The sequence below is a fragment of the Zoogloea sp. 1C4 genome (assembly GCF_009469605.1).
Taxonomy (GTDB): Bacteria; Pseudomonadota; Gammaproteobacteria; order Burkholderiales; family Rhodocyclaceae; genus Zoogloea; species Zoogloea oryzae.
Map to the genome: position 1 here is coordinate 26315 of NZ_SSXU01000012.1, position 18178 is coordinate 44492.

Annotated in this window: 14 protein-coding genes; 7 read left to right on the forward strand and 7 right to left on the reverse strand. The window is 71.6% G+C overall.

Annotated elements, in window-relative coordinates; translation table 11 throughout:
• Nucleotides 1-90: 90 nt before the first annotated feature.
• Nucleotides 91-1425: a helix-turn-helix domain-containing protein gene (locus GH681_RS14770; RefSeq protein ID WP_153162238.1), complete on the forward strand. Its 1335-nt coding sequence runs from the start codon at nt 91-93 to the stop codon at nt 1423-1425.
• 29 nt (nt 1426-1454) lie between these two features.
• Here GH681_RS14770 and GH681_RS14775 read toward each other — a convergent pair whose 3' ends face one another.
• The 5 genes from GH681_RS14775 to GH681_RS14795 all read right to left on the reverse strand — a co-directional run bounded on the left by GH681_RS14775 (nt 1455) and on the right by GH681_RS14795 (nt 4963).
• Complete coding sequence (locus GH681_RS14775; RefSeq protein WP_153162240.1) at nt 1455-2288, reverse strand: transglutaminase family protein; 834 nt, start codon at nt 2286-2288, stop codon at nt 1455-1457.
• A gap of 36 nt (nt 2289-2324) precedes the next feature.
• Complete coding sequence (locus tag GH681_RS14780; protein ID WP_153162241.1) at nt 2325-3056, reverse strand: N-formylglutamate amidohydrolase; 732 nt, start codon at nt 3054-3056, stop codon at nt 2325-2327.
• Entirely contained in the window at nt 3056-3775 is a 720-nt protein-coding gene (locus GH681_RS14785) for a peptidase (protein WP_153162243.1), read from the reverse strand. The genes GH681_RS14780 and GH681_RS14785 overlap by 1 nt, the downstream gene beginning before the upstream one ends.
• Nucleotides 3776-3788: 13 nt before the next feature.
• On the reverse strand, nt 3789-4520 hold the full coding sequence (locus tag GH681_RS14790) for a Crp/Fnr family transcriptional regulator (protein WP_153162244.1): 732 nt from the start codon (nt 4518-4520) through the stop codon (nt 3789-3791).
• Between the two features lie 122 nt (nt 4521-4642).
• Nucleotides 4643-4963, reverse strand: coding sequence for a DUF1840 domain-containing protein (locus GH681_RS14795; protein ID WP_153162246.1), 321 nt, complete (start codon nt 4961-4963; stop codon nt 4643-4645).
• Nucleotides 4964-5174: 211 nt separating this feature from the next.
• Between GH681_RS14795 and GH681_RS14800 the strand changes: the two genes are divergently transcribed.
• The 4 genes from GH681_RS14800 to GH681_RS14815 all read left to right on the forward strand — a co-directional run bounded on the left by GH681_RS14800 (nt 5175) and on the right by GH681_RS14815 (nt 6256).
• A complete protein-coding gene (locus tag GH681_RS14800) occupies nt 5175-5507 on the forward strand; it encodes a YqjD family protein (protein ID WP_153162248.1) in 333 nt (110 codons plus the stop codon).
• Nucleotides 5508-5563: 56 nt separating this feature from the next.
• Nucleotides 5564-5788 (forward strand): CsbD family protein, encoded by a 225-nt coding sequence (locus GH681_RS14805; protein WP_153162249.1) that lies wholly within the window; start codon nt 5564-5566, stop codon nt 5786-5788.
• 94 nt (nt 5789-5882) lie between these two features.
• Nucleotides 5883-6071, forward strand: coding sequence for a hypothetical protein (locus tag GH681_RS14810; protein ID WP_153162251.1), 189 nt, complete (start codon nt 5883-5885; stop codon nt 6069-6071).
• Entirely contained in the window at nt 6068-6256 is a 189-nt protein-coding gene (locus GH681_RS14815) for a hypothetical protein (RefSeq protein ID WP_153162252.1), read from the forward strand. The genes GH681_RS14810 and GH681_RS14815 overlap by 4 nt, the downstream gene beginning before the upstream one ends.
• A gap of 188 nt (nt 6257-6444) precedes the next feature.
• On the opposite strand, the gene GH681_RS14820 is transcribed toward GH681_RS14815, so the two are convergent.
• Both GH681_RS14820 and GH681_RS14825 read right to left on the reverse strand, forming a co-directional pair.
• Entirely contained in the window at nt 6445-7293 is an 849-nt protein-coding gene (locus GH681_RS14820) for an OmpA family protein (RefSeq protein WP_153162254.1), read from the reverse strand.
• Nucleotides 7294-7316: 23 nt separating this feature from the next.
• Entirely contained in the window at nt 7317-7703 is a 387-nt protein-coding gene (locus GH681_RS14825; RefSeq protein WP_153162255.1) for a DUF4398 domain-containing protein, read from the reverse strand.
• A gap of 285 nt (nt 7704-7988) precedes the next feature.
• Between GH681_RS14825 and GH681_RS14830 the strand changes: the two genes are divergently transcribed.
• Together GH681_RS14830 and GH681_RS14835 are read left to right on the forward strand one after the other, a co-directional pair.
• The gene (locus GH681_RS14830; RefSeq protein WP_153162257.1) at nt 7989-9275 is read left to right on the forward strand and encodes a DUF3422 family protein; all 1287 of its coding nucleotides are present in this window, start codon (nt 7989-7991) and stop codon (nt 9273-9275) included.
• Complete coding sequence (locus GH681_RS14835; protein WP_228111919.1) at nt 9272-18052, forward strand: glucoamylase family protein; 8781 nt, start codon at nt 9272-9274, stop codon at nt 18050-18052. Before GH681_RS14830 ends, GH681_RS14835 begins: the two co-directional genes overlap by 4 nt.
• Nucleotides 18053-18178: the final 126 nt, after the last annotated feature.

Sequence of the window (18178 nt, forward strand, 5' to 3'; positions counted from 1 at the left end):
GCCAATACGCTTTTTGGACTAAGCTGAATCGACTGCGATGGCACTTCCGCGCACCCATTCACGGCAGGCTTCCACAGGCAGGAGGGGCGAATGCCCGACAACATCTTTGACGGTGCGCGACAGAACCGCATCCTGGCGGCGCTGCTTCCCGACGAGTACGCCAGGCTGGCGGACGACCTGGAGTTCGTGAGCCTCACCGCCGGCCAGACGATCCTCGAATCGGGGGACGATCTGACCAGCGTGTATTTTCCGACCACCTGCATCTTCTCGCTGATCTCCAGCCTCAAGGATGGCTCGTCGGTGGAGCTGGCGATGACCGGCAACGACGGGCTGATCGGCATTCCGCTGGTCCTCGGCGGCGACACCGCCAACTACCGGATCGTCGTCCAGCACGCCGGCGGCGCCTACCGCCTGCGGGCCGAGCTGATGAGCTGGGAGCTCAACCAGGGCGGCAACCTGCGGCGCATGTCCCTGTGCTACACCCAGGCCCTGATGACCGAGATGGCCCAGAGCGTGCTGTGCAACCGGCACCACACCGTCGACCAGCAGCTGTGCCGGTGGCTGCTCCGCAACCTCGACCAGATCTCCGGCATGCAGCTCGACGTCACCCAGGAGACGATCTCCAACCTCCTCGGGGTGCGCCGCGAAGGCGTCACCGAGGCCGCCTGCAAGCTCCAGTCCGCCGGCCTGATCCAGTATCGCCGCGGCCACATCACGGTGCTCGACCGGGCTGGGCTGGAGTCGCGGGCCTGCGAGTGCTACGCCATCGTGCGCGCCGAATACCAGCGCCTGCTCCGCCTGATGGCGGCGAGCCTCGCCACCCGGCGCGCCCGCCCCAACCCGGCCACCCTGCGCCAGCGCGCCGAAGCCCGCCTCAAGCTGACCAGCCCGGCAACCGACGGCAGCATGCCGTGGGACACCGCCCACCTGCTCCACGAGCTGCAGGTGCACCAGATCGAGCTGGAGATGCACAACGAGGAGCTCCGCCAGGCCTACGACGAGGCCGACGCCCTGCGGGAGAAATACGCCGACCTCTACGACTTCGCGCCGGTGGGCTATTTCACCCTCGACAACCAGGGCACCATCCTGCAGATCAACCTGGCGGGGGCGATCCTGCTCGGCATCAAGCGCTCGCAGATGGGGCGCCTGCGCTTCGGCGCCTTCGTCAAGCCGGCCTTCCTGCCCGAGTTCAACGCCTTCGTGGATGAGGTGCTCGGCGGCAAGGCCCGCAACAAGTGCGAGATCGCCCTGATGGCCACTGCCCAGCGGCCGGAGGTGCTGGTGCGGATCGAGGCGGTGGCCGACGAGGCCCGCCGGGAATGCCGCATCGTGGTGGTGGAAGTGGCCGAGAAGGGCTGGCCCCGCCAGAAGGCCGGCGCCAGGCCGGCCACCGACGCACCGCGGGGGCTCGACACGCTGCAGTAGCGGCGAGCCCCCGCGGGCATTTCAGCGGATCAGACAGCCGGCCAGGGTGGCACGCTCTCCGGCACCTCGTCGGTGCGCACGATGAAGCGCTTCAGGGCGTTGGGCCCGAAGGTGTTGCTGATCGCCACGTCGGCCGCGTCGCGCCCCCGGGCGATGAGCACCCGGCCGATGCGCGGCGTGTTGTTGCGGGCATCGAAGGTGTACCAGTGGCCGTCGAGCCACACCTCGAACCAGCCGGCAAAATCCATCGGGCCGTAGGGCGGCGGCATCCCCATGTCGCCCAGGTAGCCGGTGCAGTAGCGCGCCGGAATGTTCAGGCAGCGGCAGAAGGTGATCGCCAGGTGGGCGTAATCCCGGCACACGCCGACCCGCTCGTGGAACACGTCCCAGGCGGTCTTGGTGTGGCGGGCGTGCTCGTAGCCGAAGGCGATGTGGCTGTGCACGTGGTCGCACACCGCCTGCACCCGCGCCCAGCCCGGCGGCGTGTGGCCAAACAGCTTCCAGGCCACGTCGGTCAGGCGGTCCGTCTCGCAGTAGCGGCTGCCCAGCAGAAACAGCAGCGTCTCGTCGGGCAGCTCGGTCACCGGGGTCTGGCGGGCGTTGGGCACCACGACGTCGGGCAGCCCGCTGTCGTGGACGATGGCGTCCGTCGTCAGGCGCAGCGTGCCCTTGGGGGCCAGCAGCCGCGAGCACCAGTTGCCGAAGGTGTCCCGGTAGGCCGTCACCGGCACCGCCGGCTCGGTGACCAGCAGGTCGGGGGTGATGAGATCGGCCACCCGGGAGGCGTGGACGGTCAGCGTCAGGATCATCGGGGTGGGCTGGGGGCAATCGTAGATCAGGTCGAAACCGATGCGGATCTTCATGGCGGGCTCCTGGGGGAAGGGGGCGATGGAACGGGGTCAGCGCGGCGCAGCGGGCGGATCGCCGGCGAGGGCGTCGCGCAGCGCGGTGACGATGGCCTCGCGCAGGGCCGGCCAGTGGCTGCCCGTGCCGAGGATGTGCTGCTGATTCACTTCAAGCTCCACGCCCACGTAGCTTTCGGGCGACAGGCGCTGGCGCAGCCAGGCGGTCAGGCCGTCGCCCTTGCCGGCGTAGGGGTAGTTGCGGCGGATGTTGAGCGCCGGCAGGCGGGCGCCGAGGGCGGCCTTCCAGCGCTCGCAGAGGGCGGCTTCGCCGGGTCGCCGGGGGTCGTAGAGCAGGCCGATGTCGGCGGTGCGGCGCTTGCCGTCCAGCTCCGGCGTGAAGCTGTGGGACGACAGGTGGAGCACCGCGCCGTGTTCGGCGATGGCGGTGCGGATGGCCTGCTCGGCGCGGCTGCGGTAGGGGCGGTAGAAGCGCGCCAGGATCTCGGCCTTCTGCCCCTCGCCCAGGCTGCGGACGGGGCCGGCATGCAGCCGCGGGTGGCCCACCGAGCGGTTCAGGTCCACCAGCAGGCGGCTCACGGTGGACGACACCAGCGGCGCGCCAAAGGCCCGGGCCAGGTCTTCGGCCATCTCCAGGGCGCCGGGGTCGAAACCCCGGTGGCTGGCCAGCGCGGCCTGCAGGTCGCCGAAGAGGGCGCGGTACAGGGCCGGGATGTGGTTGCCCCCGTGCTCGCAGGTGACCACCACGCCGGGAGCCGGCCCGGTCATCACCAGTCCAGCCGGGGCAGGCGGCGGAACACTTCGCGGGTGCCGGCGCTCCATTCGTCGCCAAGCCGGGCAAAGTAGCCGTCGCCCTCGTCGAAACGGCGGCGCATGCGCACTTCGAGGCTGTTGCGCTGGTAGCAGATCAGGTCGATGGGCATGCCCACCGACAGGTTGCTGCGCATCGTCGAATCGAAGGACACCAGCACGCACTTGGCGGCGTCGTTGAGGGTGGTGGCGCGGGTGATGCCCCAGTCGATGACCGGCTTGCCGTACTTCGTCTCGCCGGTCTGCAGGTAGGGCGTCTCGAGGCTGGCCTCGATGAAGTTGCCCTCGGCGTAGATGCGGAACAGGTGGGGCGGCCCGCCGGCGATCTGGCCGCCGAAGACGAAGGAGGCGTTGAAGCCGGTTTCCTCCAGGTATTCCCCGTCGCGGCGATCCACGTCGCGCATGGCGTCGGAGACCAGCATGGCCGCGTCGAACATCGACGCCGCCTGCCACAGGGTGGCGCCCTCGGCCCGCTCGTTGCGCTGCTTGAGCAGGCTGATCACCGCCTGGGTGCCGGCCAGGCTGCCGGAACTGAGCAGCACCAGCACCCGGTCGCCGGGGCGCTCGAAGACGGTCATCTTGCAGAAGCGGGCAAAGTTGTCGACGCCCGCGTGGGTCCGGGAGTCGGACGCGAAGACCAGTCCGGTGTCGAGCATGATGCCAACGCAGTAAGTCATGGCAGAGGGTGATTCACGGTTGCGGTTGGGTTCGGGCAGCGGCGGGCATCGCCATGCTGCGCTGGTAGCAGACCTTGTCGGCGGCGTAGCAGCCGCAGGCCGCGGCCTCCAGGCCGGCCCGATCGATCACGGTGATGTCGCCCCGGGCGTAGCGGATCAGCCGGCGGTTCTGCAGCGTGGTGGCGGCGCGGGTGATGCCCACCCGGCGCACCCCCAGCACGTTGGCCAGGAACTCGTGGGTGAGATGAAACTGGCTGGAATGGGCGCGGTCCTGGGTCATCAGCAGCCAGCGGGCGAGGCGCGCCTCGACCACATGAAAGCGGGTGCAGCCGGCGGTCTGGGCCAGCTGGCCCATCTGGGCGTGGATGTAATGGCGCAGCACCCGGGTCAGTGCCGGGCTGCGCGCCAGCTCCCGGCGAAAGCGGCCGGCCTCGATGCGCAGCGCCTCGCCCGGCTCCTGCACCAGCGCCTGCTGGGGCGATTCCGCCACATCCAGCACCAGCGAGGCGCCAAGGGCTCCTTCGTCGCCCACCAGCCCGACTTCCAGATTGGCGTGGCCGTCGATCCGGGCCACCTGGACGATGGCGCAGCGGATGGGAAACCACACCTCGCGGATCGGCTCGCCGGCTTCGGCAAGGATCGCGGCGAAATGCAGTTCGACGGGTTCGCAGTGATCCAGCAGACGCCCGCGTTCGGTGGCCGGCAGGGCTTCGAGCAGGCGGTTGGCAGCGACGGTTGACGGCACGGGAGGCCTCCGGTTAGGCGGCGCCGGGGGTCGGCGCCGTGGGGATCGACCCGCTGCAGCGTGGGCCGATCGTCGCCCCCTGTCGGGGCGGTAGCGCACGCAGGCCCGCCCCGGTTTCCGGCCTACACGCCCCAGGTGACCGGCACGCCGTCGGCAGCCGCCCGTTCCAGCATGTCAAGCAGCGGCACCGCGCGCTGGTGAAAGCTCACGCCTTCCCCTTCGTCGGCTATCGGCTGGGGCGCGGCGGCAGCCTTGACGATATAGGTGGCCACGTCGTCGGCGATGGCCCGGCGCAGGCAGGCGATGGCCGCCGGCAGCTGTTCCACGGTGAAGATGCCCTGGCCGTCGTCCCGGTCCTTGCCGAGGACTTTCAGCATCTGGCGGGCGTTCTTCTCGAAGGTGATGAGGTCGCCGGAGGCGGCGGACTTGAAGGTGATCAACATGATGGGCGTCCTTTCCAGGGTTGCAGCCCAGTGTGCGCAGGAAGGGCCGGCGGGTCTGTGCGCTACCGAACCAAGGCCCCGGTACGCCGCTGCGTACGTTGGCGCACCGACATCGGGTACCACCAGGGCCACGATGCAGCCAGAGGAGCCCGTGGCCCAAACCCCCGGCGCCGATCGCCCCGCACTCAATCCATTTGCAGCAGGAGACATCATGACCACCGAAACCACCGCTCTGCAGGACACCGGCGACAGCCGCCGGTCCGGCTTCGTGAATGACGTGAAGCACGCCGCCGGCCGCGCCGACGAGCTGATGACCGACGCCGCCAACACCACGGCGGAAGGCTACGCCGCGGCCCGCGCGAGCCTCCACGAGGCGATGGGCGAGGCCCGCTCCCGCTACGACGACACCCGCAACCGGATGGCCCACAAGGCCCGCGTGGCGGCCGACGTCACCCAGACCTACGTGAAGGAAAACCCCTGGCAGGTGCTGGGGGGTGCCGCGGTCGCCGGCTTTCTCATCGGCTTTCTGATGAGCCGGCGCTGAACGGCGCGTCCGGCCGGCAATTCCGCCGTCCGGCAGATCAACACAAGGAGTCGAAAATGAACTGGGACATCGTTGAAGGTAACTGGAAGCAATTCAAGGGCAAGGTCAAGGCGCAGTGGGGCAAGCTCACCGACGACCACCTGGACGTGATCGCCGGCAAGCGCGACGACCTGTCCGGCAAGATCCAGGAAGCCTACGGGATCACCAAGGACGAAGCCGAGGCGCAGCTCAAGAAGTTCGAGGACGCCAACAAGGATTCACCGCCGAAAAGCCCGTCCTGACCCGTTCGCGCCATGCGGGGGCCTCGCAGCACGCCCCGCGCATGGCACGGCACGGGCCCAGGCGGGCCGGCAATTACATGGAAGGATTGTGGTCATGAACACATTCATGCGTTTCACCCCCCGGGCGGGGCCGGTCGACGGCCCCGTCAGCCTCTCCCCCTTTGCAACCCAGATGGCCGAGCGCCTGAGCGCCCGGCAGGCCCGGCGCCCGCGGACGCCGCTGAAGGTGTGGGAAGACGAAGGCGGCAGTCTGGCCGCCCCCGTCGCCGCGCCGCCCCTGTGAAGCCCGGCAAGGACGCCACCGAAGACTGGCTCGACCGCGAATGCCCCCGCTGCGACAGCTCCGCCTACCGGGTGCCGCGCCGCTTCGTGGATGTGCTGCGCGGCCTCTTCGGCGCGGTCCGGCGATACCGATGCACGGCGATGGGCTGCGGCTGGGAGGGCAACCTCCGCCCGCCACGCCACTGAATCCCCGGGGTTGGCAGGCATCCCCGGCCGGCCCCCGAAACACCTCCCCAATCTTCCCGGCCCTGCCGGGAAGCGCACGTTCACCCGGCCGGTAAACGGGCACGCCCCGGCCCGGCCATTTGCACGGCCTTGCCGGGGCTGCCCGGAACATCCCCCGCCGACACCCCAAAGCGCCGGCGGGCACCGGCTCAGCGGGCCGGGATGTTGCCGTTCTCATCCGACAGCACCACCTCCACCCGACGGTTCATCTGGCGGCCGCCGATGCTGCCGTTGCCGGCCACCGGATAGGCCTCGCCGTAGCCGTGGGCCGAGAGGCGCGAGCTGCCGATACCCATCTCCACCAGCGCCCCCATCACCGCATCGGCACGTCGGCCGGAGAGTTCCCGGTTGTGGACGTCGCTGCCGGTGCTGTCGGTAAAGCCTTCGATCATCGCCTTGCGCTCCGGGTTGGCCTTCAGGAAGGCCGCCAGCTTCTCCATGTTGCGCCGGCCACCCGACCGGATCTCGGCCCGGTCGGTGTCGAAGAGCACGTCGCCGATGGTTACCACCATGCCGCGGGGGGTCTGGCGGGCGTTGAGGGCCTTCAGCTGGCTTTCCAGCTCGCGGTTGCGGGCCTGGGCATCGCCGGTGGCCATGCGGGCGCTGTCGGCGCTGCGATGGGCCATGTCGGCTTCGGTGGTGCGGGCCGCCAGGCGCACCTTGTCGCGGGCGCCCTCGGCACCGGCGACAGCCTTCTCGGCGGCCTTCTGGTTGCCGGTCTCCTGGGCGATCGCCACCCGCTGCTTGGCCAGGTAGGCCAGGTGATCCACGTCGGCCGGCTTGTCGCCGCGCATCGACGCCTCATCGGCCAGCTTCAGGGCGTCGCCGGCCTGCTTCATCTCGCCCGCCGCAAACTCGCGGGCCTGGGGATTCGCCTCGGCGATCTGGTAGTCGCTGCGCGCCTGGTCCAGCAGCGCGTTCTTCGGGGGCGTCGAACTACAGCCGGCCAGGGTGGCCAGCGCGACGAGGGTCATCGCGAAAATCCGTTTTTCAGTCATGGTCGTTCCTTTTGTCTGGGCAATCATTTGTTCTTGCGGCCGAGCTCTTCGCGCAGCACGCGGATGCCTTCCTGCAATTCGTCGGCGGCCTTGCGGGCCTTCACCGAGCGCGACTTGGCCTCGGCGAGCTGGGCGTCCACCTGGGCCTGCTGGGCAAACCGGCGGGCGCTGTCGAAGTCCTCGCTGACCATGGCGCGCTTGGCCAGGTCGAGCTTCTCCCGCGCCATCTGCATCTCGGCGGGGGCCATCTCGCTGCCGCCGGCGCTGCCGGCCCGGCCGACCGCGGCGGTGGACACGGCCAACTGTTCGACGGGGGCGGGCGTGCTGGCGCAGCCGCCCACAAGCATCGCCGCGGCGGCGACGAGTACCGGCAGGCCGAACCGGAGAGCTCCGGCGGATCGGGTTTTCATGGTGATTCCCTTCGTTGAATGAAGCGGCTGACCGGCTGGGCGGAAGCCCGCCGCGTCTTGGCTCACCGGCCGAGCATGCACGGGACGTGCGGCGCGGTCGGTGCGCTGACGCACCCGGAACGATGAATCCGGCATGGCCAGCCCCTGTGTGCGGCAGCGCACCGACCCCGCAACGCCTTGTGGCTAGGCTGCCTGCGAGGTTTCCCGTGGCTCCGCGCCCTGCGGCACGGCGTCCCCTCCGGTTCATCGTCAGCCGTTGCATGACGAACTGGGGGAGGTTCATTCATGGCAATCCTGGCCAATCACCCGCAGCGCTTTGCGCTCAACTACGAGCTGCATGCCCGCCCGCTGGAAGCCCTTCAGGCCCCCGAGCAGGCGTCCTACCTGGCCGTGTGCACCGAACCCGACGGGCGGCAGGCCGAGTACGAACACCTCGTCGAGCTGTGCACCCGCTACGGCGTGCCCTCGCCGGCCGCCGACCTCACCCACTTCCAGGTGGATCTGGGCGTCTTCCGCCTGCGCTGGGAACACCGCCAAAACTGCAGCAGCTACACCTTCTTCCGCCACGGCGATTTCGAGACGCCGTTTGCCGATCCGGTGATCGGCAGCGTTCCCCAGGACTGGCTCGAGAAGCTGCCCGGCACCGTGCTGGTCGCCGCCCACATGGCCCTGCGCGCGGTGCCGCCGGTCAAGCACGCCGACGACGAGCTGGCCCTGCTGTTCGAGGGCAACCCGGTCAATGCCTCGCGGGTGGGCGACGGCGTCGCCAGCGTGGTGACGGACTTCCGCATCCACGCCGATGGCTTCAGCCGCATCCTGATCGACGACATCCGGCTCGCCCCCGGCCAGGCCGGACGCACGGTGCTGCGCCTGTTCGAGATCGAGACCTACCTGATGCGCGCCCTCCAGGCCTCTCCGCTGGCCCGCGCGACCCTGCCGGTGCTGGTGGATGCCGACGCCCAGCTGGCCGCCCTCATCACCGAGATGGCCGAGGTGCACAGCAAGGACGAACCCGCGCTGCTCGACCGCCTGACCCGCCTCGCCGCCGCCGTGGAGGGCACCATCTCCGCCACCCTGTACCGCATCTGCACCGCCCGCGCCCACCAGGAACTCGTCACCCGACGCATCGCCGAGCTGCGCGAGCAGCGGGTCGAGGGCTTGCCGACCCTGCGGGAGTTCGTCGAGCGGCGCCTGCTCCCGGCGATGAACACCTGCGAAACCGTGGCCCGCCTGCAGGAGAGCCTGTCCGAGCGGATCAGCCGGGCCAGCGAACTGCTGCGCACCCGGGTGGACATGACCCTCCAGCAGCAGAACCAGATCATCCTCAACGCCACCGCCCGCCGCGCCCGGATGCAGCTGCGCCTGCAGGAGACCGTCGAGGGGTTGTCCATCGCGGCCATCAGCTACTACGTGGCCGGCCTCATCGCCTACCTCGCCAAGGCCCTCAAGGCCGGCGGCGCGCCGGTCAATCCGGAGATCGTGGTGGGGCTGGCGATACCGGTGGTGGTGATCGCCGCCGCCGTCGGCGTGCGTCACATCCGCCGCGCGGTGCAACGCGCCGAACTCTCGTGAACGCGCCCGTCGATTCCTTCCCGCGCCTCAGGGACTGGCTGGCCGGCAAGCCCCGGCAGCCCTCCGCCGATGCCGACGAGCCGCCGCTCCGCGCAGAGCTGTTCAGCGCCGACCAGATGGCCACCCACGGCAAGCGCCTGGCGGCCTCCCACACCACCCTGGCCCGCGGCCGGGTGCGCGACCGCCTGCTGGCCCGCCTCGCCGACAACGAGCGGGTGCTGGTGGACGTGTGCCGCCAGCTCACCGAGGCGGTGGCCGACAAGCGCCGCGTCACCCCCGCCGGCGAATGGCTGCTGGACAACTTCTACCTGCTCGAAGAACAGGTCCGCATGGCCCGCAGCCTGCTGCCCGAAGGCTACAGCCGCGCCCTGCCGCGCCTCGCCGACAGCCCCACCGAGCCCGGCGCCCCGCGGGTGTACGACATCGCCCTCGAGACCGTCTCCCACGGCGACGGGCGGGTCGACGCGGAGAGCCTCGGCCGCTTCGTGACCGCCTACCAGACCGTCACCCCCCTCGAACTGGGCGAGCTGTGGGCGATCCCCATCATGCTGCGGCTGGCCGTGATCGAGAACCTGCGCCGCGTCAGCGTGCGGGTGGCCGCCGGCTGGGTCGAGCGCGAGCTGGCCGGCACCTGGGCCGACCGCCTGATCCAGACCGTCGAGGACGACCCGCGCAGCCTGATCCTGGTGATCGCCGACATGGTGCGCTCCAACCCGCCGATGGTCGGCGCCTTCGTGGCCGAGCTGGCCCGGCGCCTGCAGGGCAGGGGGCCGGCGCTGGCCCTGCCCCTCACCTGGATCGAGCAGCGTCTGGCCCAGTCCGGCCAGACCATCGTGCAGCTCGTCCAGTCCGAAAACCAGCAGCAGGCCGCCGACCAGGTATCCATCAGCAACAGCATCGGCAGCCTGCGGGTGCTCGGCACCCTGGACTGGCGGGATTTCGTCGAGAACCTGAGCCTCGTCGAGCAGACCCTGCGGGGCGACCCCGGCGGCGTGTATGGCCGGATGGATTTCGCCACCCGCGACCACTACCGCCACGCCACCGAAGAGATCGCCCGGCGCGGCGGCCTGGGCGAGAACCAGGTGGCCCGCCTCGCGGTGGATCTGGCCCGGGCCGCCGCCCGGGGCACCGGCGGGCGGGCCGCCCACGTGGGCTATTACCTGGTGGATGCCGGCCGCCCGGCGCTCGAAGAGGCCGCCGGGCTGCGTCCGGGCCTCGTCCGCCGCATCGGCCGCGATGCCGCCCACGCGCCCCTGTGGCTCTACCTGGGCGGCATCGCCCTCATCACCCTGCTGGTGGCGGGCGGCCTGTCGGGCCTCGCGCTGGCCGACGGCCTGCCCGTGTGGGCGCTGGCCCCGGCCGGGCTGCTCGCGGTGATGGTGGCCAGCCAGCTGGCGGTGTCGCTGGTCAACTGGGCCGCCACCCTGCTGGTCAAGCCGCATCCCCTGCCGCGGATGGATTTCTCCCGGGGCATTCCGGCGCCCTGCCGCACCCTGGTGGTGGTGCCCACCATGCTCGGCAGCGAAGCGGGGGTGGATGGCCTGCTCGAAGCCCTCGAAGTGCGCTTCCTGGCCAACCGCGATCCCCACGTGCACTTCGGGCTCCTCACCGACTTCCTCGACGCCGCCGACGAGACCCTGCCCACCGACGCCCCGCTGGTGGCCCGCGCCCGGGCCTGCATCGACGCCCTCAACGCCACCTACGCCACGCCGGACGGCGACGTGTTCTTCCTGTTCCACCGCCCGCGCCGCTGGAACCCCCAGGAGCAGGCCTGGATGGGCGCCGAGCGCAAGCGCGGCAAGCTCGCCGATCTCAACGCCCTGCTGCGCGGCTTTGCCGGCGACGCCTTTGCGCTGGTGGCCGGCGACACCACCATTCTCGGCGGGGTGAAGTACGTCATCACCCTCGACACCGACACCCAGCTCCCGCGGGATGCGGCGCGGCAGTTCGTCGGCGCCATGGCCCACCCCCTCAACCAGCCGGTCTACGACGAGCGGGCAGGGCGGGTGGTGGCCGGCTACGGCATCCTCCAGCCGCGGGTCGGCATCAGCCTGCCGGGGGCCAACCGCTCCCGCTACGCCCGGCTCCACGCCGGCGAGGCCGGCATCGACCCGTACACCCGCGCGGTGTCCGACGTGTATCAGGACGTGTTCGGCGAAGGCTCCTTCATCGGCAAGGGCATCTACGACGTGGACGCCTTCGAGGCGGCGCTGGGAGAGCGCTTTCCCGACAACCGCATCCTCAGCCACGACCTCCTCGAAGGCTGCTACGCCCGCGCCGGCCTGCTCAGCGACGGCCTGCTGTACGAGGACTACCCGGCCCGCTACGCGGTGGACGTGACCCGCCGCTACCGCTGGATCCGCGGCGACTGGCAGCTCGCCGGCTGGCTGCTGCGCCACGTGCCGTGCCTGTGCGACGACGGCGCCGGGCCGCACCGGCAGCCCAACCCCCTGTCGGCCCTGTCCCAGTGGAAGCTCGTGGACAACCTCCGGCGCAGCCTCGTGCCCCCGGCCCTGCTGGCCCTGCTGGTGCTCGGCTGGGCCACGCTGGACCGGCCCGGGCTGTGGACCGGGCTCCTCGTCGGCATCCTGATCCTCCCCGCCCTGTGCGCCGTGCTGCTGGATCTGCTGAAGAAGCCCAAGGACAGCGTGCCGCGCCAGCACCTGGCCGCCGTGGCCCACGGCGCCGGCCAGCGCGCCGCGCAGCTCGGCTTCGAGTTCGCCTGCCTGCCTTTCGAGGCCGGCTTCAGCCTCGACGCCATCGGCCGCACCCTGTGGCGGCTGGGCGTCAGCCACCGGCGCCTGCTGGAATGGTGCCCGTCGAGCGAAGTCGAGCGGAAAGCCGCCGCCCACGACGACCTGCCCGGCGCCTTCCGGACCATGGCCACCGCGCCCCTCGCCGTGGTGGCGATCACCACCGGCCTCGTCGCCCTGGCGCCGGGGGCGCTGCCCGCCGCGGTGCCGGTGCTCCTGCTGTGGCTGGCCTCGCCGGCCATCGCCTGGTGGCTCGGCCGGCCCATGGCCCCCCGCGCGGTGAGCCTCAGCATCGACCAGACCCTCTTCCTGCGCGGCGTGGCCCGGCGGACCTGGGCCTACTTCGACACCTTCGTCGGGCCCGCCGACCACTGGCTGCCGCCCGACAACTTCCAGGAATACCGCGTCGCCTCGGTGGCCCACCGCACCTCGCCCACCAACATGGGGCTCGCCCTGCTGGCCAACCTGGCCGCCTGCGATTTCGGCTACATCCTCGCCGGCCCGCTGCTGGCGCGCACCACCCGCACCCTCGACAGCATGGCGCGCCTGACCCGCTACCGGGGGCACTTCTACAACTGGTACGACACCCGCAGCCTCGAACCCCTCGCCCCCGCCTACGTATCGACGGTGGATAGCGGCAACCTCGCCGGCCATCTGCTCACCCTGCGGGCGGGCCTGGGCGAACTGCCCGACGACCCTGTCGTGCCGGCCCACCTGTTCGACGGGCTGGCCGACACCGTTCACATCCTCGCCGCCGCCATCGGCAGCGACGCCGACGAGCGGCTCGCCTCCTGCTGGCGGGCCCTGGAGAGCGCCTCCGTGGCCCAGCCGGCCAGCCTGCCGGCGGTGCGCCTCATCCTCGAGGGGCTGGCCGGCTGCGCTGCCAACGTGCTGGTGCAGACCGCCGGACGGCCCGACACCGGCGCCGACCCCCGCCCCGCCACCGAGGCCGGCCGCTGGGCCGAAGCCCTGCTGCGGCAGGTGCAGGAAGCCCAGGCCGAACTCACCCAGCTCGCCCCGTGGCTGCAGCTGCCCCCGCCGCCCCGCGGGCTCGACGGCTTTGCCGACCGGATCGCCGAGACCCTGGGCATGCCCACCCTGCGCCAGCTGGCCCACGTCGACAGCGCGCTGTGCGCCCAGATCCGCCAGCGCCTCGACGACGACACCAACCAGACCCAGCGCGCCTGGCTGCAGGATCTGCTGCACGGCATCGCCGAAGGCGGCACCCGCGCCCGGGAGCGCCTCGCCGCCATCGACAGCCTGCGCGCCCGCCTCGCCGCGATGGCCTGCATGGATTACGCCTTCCTGTACGACACCACCCGCCACCTGCTGTGCGTCGGCTACAACGTGCAGGACCGCCGGCTCGACGCGGGCTGCTACGACCTGCTCGCCTCCGAGGCCCGGCTGGCCAGCTTCGTCGGCATCGCCCAGGGCGCGCTGCCCCAGGAGAGCTGGTTCGCCCTCGGGCGCCTGCTCACCCGCGCCGGCGGCGAGCCCGTGCTGCTGTCGTGGAGCGGCTCGATGTTCGAATACCTGATGCCGCAGCTGGTGATGCCCGCCTACGCCCACACCCTGCTCGACCAGACCTGCCGGGCCGCGGTGGCGCGCCAGATCGACTACGGCCGCCAGCGCGGCGTGCCCTGGGGCATGTCCGAGTCGGCCTACAACAGCGTGGACGTGCAGCTCAACTACCAGTACCGGGCCTTCGGCGTGCCCGGGCTGGGCCTCAAGCGGGGGCTCGCCGACGATCTGGTGGTCGCCCCCTACGCCTCGGCCCTGGCCCTGATGGTGGTGCCGGCCGAGGCCTGCGCCAACCTCCGGCGCCTCGCCGCCGAAGGCTTTGTCGGGCGCTTCGGCTTCTACGAGGCCATCGACTACACCCCGGCCCGCCAGCGTCGCGGGCAGGCCCGGGTGGTGGTGCGCGCCTTCATGGCCCACCACCAGGGCATGAGCCTGCTGGCCCTCGCCTCGCACCTGCTGGGGCAGCCCATGCAGCGTCGCTTCGCCGCCGACCGCCAGCTCCAGGCCGCGCTGCCGCTGCTGCAGGAGCGCATCCCCCGCCCGTCGGGGCTGTTCTCGATGGCGGCCGAGCTGTCCGGGCTGCAGGCCCGCGTCCAGCCCCTCGACACGCCGCTGCGGGCCTTCACCACCCCCGACACCCCGATGCCTGAGGTCCAGCTGCTGTCCAACGGCCGCTACCACGTGATGATCAGCAACGCCGGCGGCGGCTACAGCCGCTGGCGCGATCTGGCGGTGACCCGCTGGCGCGAGGACGGCACCTGCGACGACCGGGGCGCCTGCTGCTACATCCGCGACGTGGCGAGTGGCGCCTTCTGGTCCGTCGCCCACCAGCCAACCCGGCGCCGCCCGACCAGCTACGAGGCGATCCTCTCGGAAGGGCGGGTCGAGTTCCGGCGCCGGGACGAAGTGGAACCCGGCGGCGAGATCGAGACCTACACCGAGATCGTCGTCTCCCCCGAAGACGACATCGAGCTGCGCCGGGTGCGCCTCACCAACCGCAGCAGCCGCCCGCGGGAGATCGAGATCACCAGCTACGCCGAGGTGGTGATCGCCCCGCCCGCCGCCGACGCCCTCCACCCGGCCTTCAGCAAGCTCTTCGTGCAGACCGAGATCCTGCCCCGCCAGCGGGCCATCCTGTGCAAGCGCCGGCCCCGCTCGCCGGATGAAGCCACCCCCTGGCTGCTTCACCTGATGGCGGTGCACGGCGTGCCGTCCGACGCCGTGTCGTGGGAGACCGACCGCGCCCGCTTCATCGGACGCACCCGCGACACCGCCGCCCCGCTGGCCATGCTCGACAGCGCCCCCCTGTCGGGCAGCGCCGGGCCGGTGCTTGACCCCATCGTCGCCATCCGCCAGCGCGTCACCCTGGCGCCGGAGCAATCCGCCATCGTGGACATCGTCACCGGCATGGCCGACACCCGCGACATCGCCGTGGGCCTGGTGGGCAAGTATCTCGACCGCCACCTGGCCGACCGGGTCTTCGATCTGGCGTGGACCCACAGCCAGGTCGAACTCCAGCAGCTCAACGCGGTGGAAGCCGACGCCCAGCTCTACGCCCGGCTGGCCGGGGCCATCCTCTACGCCGGCGCCGCCCTGCGGGCCGACCCGGGCCTGCTGATCCGCAACCGGCGCGGCCAGTCCGGGCTGTGGGGCTACGCCATCTCCGGCGACCTGCCCATCGTGCTGCTGCAGATCGGCGACGCCAGCAACGTGGAGCTGGTCCGCCAGCTCGTGCAGGCCCACGCCTACTGGCGCCTCAAGGGGCTGGCGGTGGATCTGGTGATCTGGAACGAAGACCACGCCGGCTACCGCCAGCGCCTCCAGGACGAGATCGTCGGCCTGATCGCCTCGGGCAGCGGCGCCAGCGTCATCGACCGGCCGGGCGGCATCTTCGTGCGCCCCGCCGAGCAGATCTCCGCCGAAGACCGGCTGCTCTTCCAGGCCGTCGCCCGCATCGTCATCACCGACTGCCGCGGCACCCTCGCCGAGCAGCTCGACCGACGCGAACTCGCCGCCCCGCGCCCGCCACCCCTGCTGGCCACCCGCGCCCACCGCCCGGCCCCGCCCGCCGACGCTCCGCCCCAGGCCGTCACGCCGATCCTCGCCAACGGGCTGGGCGGCTTCTCGCCGGACGGGCGCGAATACCTCATCACCCTGGCCCCCGGCCAGCACACCCCCGCCCCGTGGGCCAACGTGATCGCCAACCCCGGCTTCGGCACCGTCATCTCGGAGAGCGGCAGCGCCTACAGCTGGAGCGAGAACGCCCACGAGTTCCGCCTCAGCCCGTGGCACAACGACCCGGTGAGCGACCCGTCCGGCGAAGCCATCTACCTGCGCGACGAGGAAAGCGGCCACCTGTGGTCGCCCACCCCACTGCCCCTGCGCGGCAGCGGCACCTACCTCACCCGCCACGGCTTCGGCTACAGCGTGTTCGAGACCCGGGAAGACGGCATCCACTCCAGGCTCACGGTGTTCGTCGCCATCGACGCGGCGGTGAAGTTCTCGGTGCTCACCCTCCGCAACGACTCCGGCCGGCCGCGCCAGCTCTCCGCCACCGGCTACGTGGAATGGGTGCTGGGCGACCTGCGGGAGAAGTCGGCCATGCACGTCAGCACCACCCTCGCCCATCCCGGCGGCGCCCTGTACGCCCGCAACCCCTTCAACACCGAGTTCGCCGAACGGGTGGCCTTCTTCGATGCGGACGGCCCGGTGCACAGCCGCAGCGCCGACCGGCGCGAGTTCCTCGGCCGCAACGGCACCCTCGACGACCCGGCGGCCCTCGAATGCGCCGGCCTGTCCGGCCACGTCGGCGGCGGCCTCGACCCCTGCGCCGCCCTCCACCTGAAGGTGAACCTGGCCCCCGGCGCCAGCCGCGAGCTGGTGTTCCGCCTCGGCGTCGGGCACGACAGCGCCGACGCCGACCGGCTGGTGGCGCGGGTGCGGGGTTCCGCCGCCGCCCGCCAGGCCCTCGACGACGTGCACGCCTACTGGCAGCGCACCCTCGGCGCGGTGCAGATCGACACCCCCGACCCGGCGGTGAACGTGCTCGCCAACGGCTGGCTGCTCTACCAGACCCTGGCCTGCCGGCTGTGGGCGCGCAGCGGCTACTACCAGTCGGGCGGCGCCTTCGGCTTTCGCGACCAGCTGCAGGACGCGATGGCCCTGGTCCATGCCGAACCGGCGCTGCTGCGGGCCCACCTGCTGCTGTGCGCCGGCCGCCAGTTCCGCGAGGGCGACGTGCAGCACTGGTGGCACCCGCCCTCGGGCCGCGGCGTGCGCACCCGCTGCTCCGACGACTACCTGTGGCTGCCCCTGGCGGTGTGCCGCTACGTCACCGCCAGCGGCGACACCGGCGTGCTCGACGAAGTGCAGCCCTTCCTCGAAGGCCGTCCGGTCCACCCCGAAGCCGACGCCTACTACGACCAGCCCACCGTCTCGGGCGAGTCCGCCGACCTCTACGCCCACTGCGTGCAGGCCATCCGCCACGGGCTCACCGCCGGCGCCCACGGGCTGCCGCTGATGGGCTCGGGCGACTGGAACGACGGCATGAACCGGGTCGGGCTGGCCGGCCAGGGCGAAAGCGTGTGGCTGGGCTTCTTCCTGTACGCCGTGCTCGGGCAGTTCGCCGGGCTGGCCGAATCCCGCGGCGACGACGCCTTCGCCGCCCTGTGCCGCGAGGAAGGCGCCCGCCTGCAGGGCGCCCTCGAAACCCACGGCTGGGACGGCGGCGTGACACCGGCCGGCTGGTATCGCCGGGCCTACTTCGACGACGGCACGCCCCTGGGCTCGGCCGGCAACGCCGAATGCCGGATCGACTCGATCCCCCAAAGCTGGGCGGTGCTCTCCGGCGCGGCCGAACCCCACCGGGCGCGCTGGGCGATGGACGCCCTGGCCGAACATCTGGTGCGGCCCGCCGACCGGCTGGTGCTGCTCCTCGACCCGCCCTTCGACACCGCCAGCCTGCCCGCCGGCTACATCCGCGGCTACGTGCCCGGCGTGCGCGAGAACGGCGGGCAATACACCCACGCCGCGGTGTGGGCCGCGATGGCCTTCGCCCAGCTCGGCGACACCACCCAGGCCTGGGCGCTGCTCGGGCTGATCAACCCGACCAACCACGCCCGCAGCGCCGACGGCGTCGCCACCTACAAGCTCGAACCCTACGTGGTCGCCGCCGACGTGTACGCCTGCCCGCCCCACGTGGGCCGCGGCGGCTGGAGCTGGCACACCGGCGCCGCCGGCTGGATGTACCGGCTGATCGTCGAATCCCTGCTCGGCCTGCGCCGGGAAGGCACGCTGCTCTACGTGGCGCCGCGCCTGCCGACCGACTGGCCCGGCTGCACCCTGCGCTACCGCTTCGGCGAAACCTGCTTCCCCATCGTCGTCACCCGCGCGGTGGCGGGCGAAGACGTCGGGCTGCGCGTGGATGGCGTGGCGCAGGCCGACGGGGCCATCCGCCTGGTGGACGACCGCCAGCCCCATCAGGTCGAGCTGCGCCTCGGCTGAGCCCGCCCGGCACGGCCGGATATGTTCGGTAGCGCACATATCCGGCCGCCATGGGTGCCTATACTGGGCATGTGGCAGCCCCGTCGCTCCGACAGGTGCGCCCGCCCCACGCATTGGAGCCCGATC